Origin of the sequence: Blautia sp. MSK17_66 (assembly GCF_020538025.1) — a bacterium.
In the GTDB taxonomy this organism is placed as follows: domain Bacteria; phylum Bacillota; class Clostridia; order Lachnospirales; family Lachnospiraceae; genus Blautia_A.
Map to the genome: position 1 here is coordinate 1 of NZ_JAJBNQ010000054.1, position 4,514 is coordinate 4,514.

The following is a 4,514-nucleotide window of genomic DNA, read 5'->3' on the forward strand; positions in this document are numbered from 1 at the left end:
GATGTGTTCATAATATACCTCCATAAGTATATTTAAACACATTTAACATCTTTTTTCAATATATTAGTTGCTTATATCATCCCCCTTTGTACTTTTTAGTAAACACATTTTGATTTTCCACCATTATACAAAATTTCCCATGCATTTTCCACCTGATATGGTATACTATTAACATTGGTATAATATGCGTTGCTGTTCGCAGCAACCTTAACACTATAATCTGTAACGACCTAAAAGGAGAGTTAAATTATGAAATTTATTTATCCTGCGGTATTCCGCAAAACTGACAAAGGTACTTATAAGGGATTTTTCCCGGATCTGGAAGATTGTTTCGGAGAAGGAGACACTCTGGATGAGGCAATTGAAGAGGCAAACGCTGCTGCCTACAACTGGATCTCACTGGAACTTGACGAGGATGACTGCCAGCTTCCACCGGTTTCTGATGAAGATGATCTGGATCTTAAGGAGGGTGACATTGTCAGAAATATTTCTGTCAATATCCGCTTTTATGAGGGATGGGATGAATAAAATCTCCTCTCTGGCTTATTTGAATTAAATTATCCCGGAAGGAGTTTTTAACATGTCCACATTTTCGGATGTTCTTACCGAATATATCAACACAAAAAACATCAAGGTCTTTCCCATGGCCAAATACTGTGGGCTGGATCGTTCTACCATGTATAAGCTGATCAGTGGCAAGCGCAACCCGCCTCCCAGAGATATTTTGAAAAAAATGATCCTGTTCATGCATCTGACCCCGACAGAGGCCCAACATCTTGAGGAGGCATGGAATGTGACCAGGATCGGGCCGGAAATTTACTACAAACGCAAAAGCGTAGAAAATTTCATCTGCCATTTTCCAAGTCATTTCTCCGTATCTCCGGATGAATTTATTTTTTCTTCCAAAATCGTCCAGCACAATCCGGACTCTGACTGTATTGCTCTGACTTCCATGCAGCAGGTCAACTACTTTATCCACAAAATGTTTCTGACAGAGGCTTCCCGGTCTTCCGGCAAAATTTCACTGCTCCTTCAGCCAGAGCATGAGTTTGTCTTTCACCTGCTTTCCACACTGGCTTCAGGCGATGCACTGGAAGTTCAGCACATCCTCTGTCTAAACAGTCAGGATGCTTTTACCGAACATCATGAACTTATAAATCTGAAATATCTCTATGAAATTTTCCCGATTTATATGTCTGGTCTGAACTATACACTCTGGTATTATTATGATAATATTCACTCGCATTATCATAATATGAATATTTTCCCATGCATGATCCTCACATCTGATTCTGCACTCCTGTACACTGCAGACGGACAGTCCGGGATTTTTTACAGCAATACTGCTGTCATACATATGCTTCAGGAAATATATGATACTTACCTTGAACAGTGTTCTCAGTTATTCCTGGCAACCACCTTTTCACCGGATAATTTCTCAAATGTGTTCCGCACAGTATTTGAAGCAGATGAAACTGCTCCCACCTTTGCACTGCAGCCGGAAGTCTGCGTCACACCTTTTATCAGTGAAAGCATCCTGAGAGAATCTTTTAATTATGAACTTCCTCACAGTGAAGAAATTTTCCGTAACGCGACAGCCGCTTTCGCAGGCAATATGAGAAGACTCACTGACAGTCAGACATTTGTTTATTTTACAGCTGATGGCCTTATACAGTTTGCTGCTTCAGGACGAACCGCTGAGATCCCGGAAATTTTTTATCACAGGTTTACACCAGAACAGCGAATCCAGATGCTGCGGGGAGTTGAGGCCAGCTGCCGTGATGGTTCTTACCGCATTCTGCAGAAACCCCTGAACCACATTCCTTCCAATCTGCATCTTTGTATCCGTGGAAATATCGGAACTCTGATCTTTCAGAAATTCAACGGTGAAGTTATGCTCTTTACGATTCAGGAATATGGACTTCTCGAAACCTTCCTTGATTATCTCCAGAATATGCAGGAAAGCTGTTTTTATACTACTGAGGAAGCAGCCGCCTACGTGCAGGACATTATCTGCAGGCTTGAAAACGGAAGCCTTGAATAAAACAAGGCAGACGGATCAGGAAGCATTACGAAATAATTTTCTGACAAAAAACAAAAACCGTATACTCAGGACAACTCCTGAATATACGGTTTTTTCTCTTTCATACTCGCCGATTCGCTATGTTTAAATTATACATAATATTTGATTTATTGCAATATGTGGCACTATTTGTGGACAAACTTTCCTGATTTTTGAAACACTTTAAGCTCGACGATATACTACTGTGAATCCTTCTGAAGCATTTCCCTGCACCTCTGCGGTGTAACCACTCGGTGCTTCTGCTGAAACATCATAGGTAATCGGCATTCCACTGCTGTCACGGACATCCAGAAGAACCCATACATGTCTCCACTCTGTATCTGTACCAAGTGCAATGCTGTCATATTCCAGTCCATTTGCCATAAGCTGAAGAGTCACCTGCGCCGGGCGGCATGCCAATGTATCACCATCCTCCCAGCGTGTAGTCACAGAAACATCCGTTGCTTCGGTCACTGTGATCTGAAGTGGTTCGGACGAAACACCATCCCAGGTTGCCACGATATCCGTCTTACCTGTTCCGATACCACTGACAATTCCCCTGTCATCAACAGTTGCAACTGACGGATCAGAACTTGACCATGTAAGAGTCGGATTATCGACCTTTACTGTATCCTCCCATGCCTCTGCAAAGATCATGGTTGCACCAGTCTGCTGTATGCTCTGGCTCGCAGGTGTCAGCCTGATACCCTTACCTGTGACGCTGACCTTACTGTCGGCTGTAAACTCTCCCCAGGTAAGAGTCACTGTTGTCTCACCAGGTGCCTTCGCGGTCAGATTTCCATTCTCGTTGACCTCTGCGATCTGAGGATCCTCAACACTCCATGTAACCTCCTGCGGCTCAGCAGCTTCCCCTGTCTCACCTATACCGTCAATCAGCTTATATCCTATCGTCTGTGAAGAAATATCTTCATTTAAAGATATCTGAACGCTGTCCGCTCCTGCATCAAGAACAATTCCCCTGACAAAAACGCGGAAGCTGACAGTCATTGCTTCACCATCTGCAGCTCCATTCTCATCGGTTGGCTGATAAGTTCCTGTCACAACAGCACCACCGGTCTTGTGGCTTCTAAGCTGCAGCTGTTCCTCAGAATCTGTATCAAAGATACTTACCACTGACTCATCACTGGATTCCCATGTCATATCGCGAACGGCGATCTTACTGCCGTTTTTCTCTCCATATACCGGTACAAAAAGACTCGCATCCTCTGAAATACCATTAAACACAACATTTCCATCTATAATCTGTCCGACGGAATCATCCTCGATCGCATCACCCAGATAAAGACCATCTGATTGAGTGTCCTCCTCTTCCATCTGAATCTCTGATGTAAAATCTGCCGCATCCGCAAAAACATCCTCTGCCTCAGCTGCCTCATCACCTTCTCCGGGTTCAACATTCGCTTCGCTGTTTCCCTCATCTGTTGTTTCCCCGATGCTATCAGAAGCATCATCCGCAAATTCCGGTTCACTGCCTGCTTCCTCTTCCATTTCAACGGTCTGTGGTGCTTCCTCTGTCCTCTCAGCAGACACTTCACTGCCAAAATCACTGGCAGATACAACAGCACCGCCCTGTACAATAAGAGCTGCCGATAACATCCAGGTTAAAGTATGGTTCCATTTTGAATGTGACCTTGCACTCATAATTATCCCTCTTTCTTGTTTCAACTCACAGTCGGTAATTTCACAGAGTCTGACATGTCAGCAACATGCTGACTGTGATTTGCCTCATGTCAGTGGGGGATACCGATTTCTCTCCGCCCGCCACTGCCGTTCATTTTCTTGTTTACAATTCATCTCACCACCTATAGAGGTGGGAGAATCCTTGTTATATCTTGTTAAAGTAATGTCATTTTAGCATAAGGTATTTTTCCTGTAAAGTTTCCGGGCATTAGTTTTTGCTTATTTTGAAGAAGCAGACAAAAAAAGTCCTGCCGCACAACTGTTTCCAGCAATGCGGCAGGGAATGCACAGGCACATATTGATTAATTAATTATTTATTTATCTCTGCGGTGTTTCAGATGAAGTGCAAAGAATGCAAGAACTACGTCAAGCAGTGCAAATGCGAACATGAAAGCTGATCCTGCAACTTTTGTGTTATCTGCTGTTTTTACCTGATTTGATTTCTGAGAATCAGAAGTTGTAGTTCCGTTGGAAGATGTTCCATTTGTAGAAGTTCCGTCTCCACCATTGCTTCCTGTTGTTGTACCTGTTGCTGTCGGTGTTGGTGTTGCTGTTGCATCCGGATCTTCTGTCGGATCTGGTGTTTCTGTTGCATCTGGAGCAACTGTCGGTGTTGGAGTTACTGTCTCTTCTGCACCTGGTGTTGGAGTTGGTGTTGCTGTCGGTCCTTCCGGATCTGTCGCTCCCGGTGTTGGAGTTGGTGTTGCTGTCGGTCCTTCCGGATCTGTTGCTCCCGGTGTTGGGGTTGGTG

Annotated in this window: 3 protein-coding genes and 1 pseudogene; 2 read left to right on the plus strand and 2 right to left on the minus strand. The window is 44.0% G+C overall.

Going from position 1 to position 4,514, the window contains the following annotated elements; genetic code table 11:
* Positions 1 to 249 precede the first annotated feature (249 nt).
* Entirely contained in the window at positions 250 to 528 is a 279-nt protein-coding gene (locus LIR34_RS17300) for a type II toxin-antitoxin system HicB family antitoxin (RefSeq protein WP_161286645.1), read from the plus strand.
* A gap of 52 nt (positions 529 to 580) precedes the next feature.
* Positions 581 to 2,044, plus strand: a complete 1,464-nt coding sequence (locus LIR34_RS17305) for a helix-turn-helix domain-containing protein (RefSeq protein WP_173903402.1) — start codon at positions 581 to 583, stop codon at positions 2,042 to 2,044.
* A gap of 201 nt (positions 2,045 to 2,245) precedes the next feature.
* Here the strand turns inward: LIR34_RS17305 and LIR34_RS17310 are convergent, their stop codons facing one another.
* A complete protein-coding gene (locus tag LIR34_RS17310) occupies positions 2,246 to 3,724 on the minus strand; it encodes an Ig-like domain-containing protein (RefSeq protein WP_173903403.1) in 1,479 nt (492 codons plus the stop codon).
* A 353-nt stretch (positions 3,725 to 4,077) separates the two neighbouring features.
* Positions 4,078 to 4,514 (minus strand): annotated as a pseudogene (locus tag LIR34_RS17315) (hypothetical protein); the annotation flags it as partial.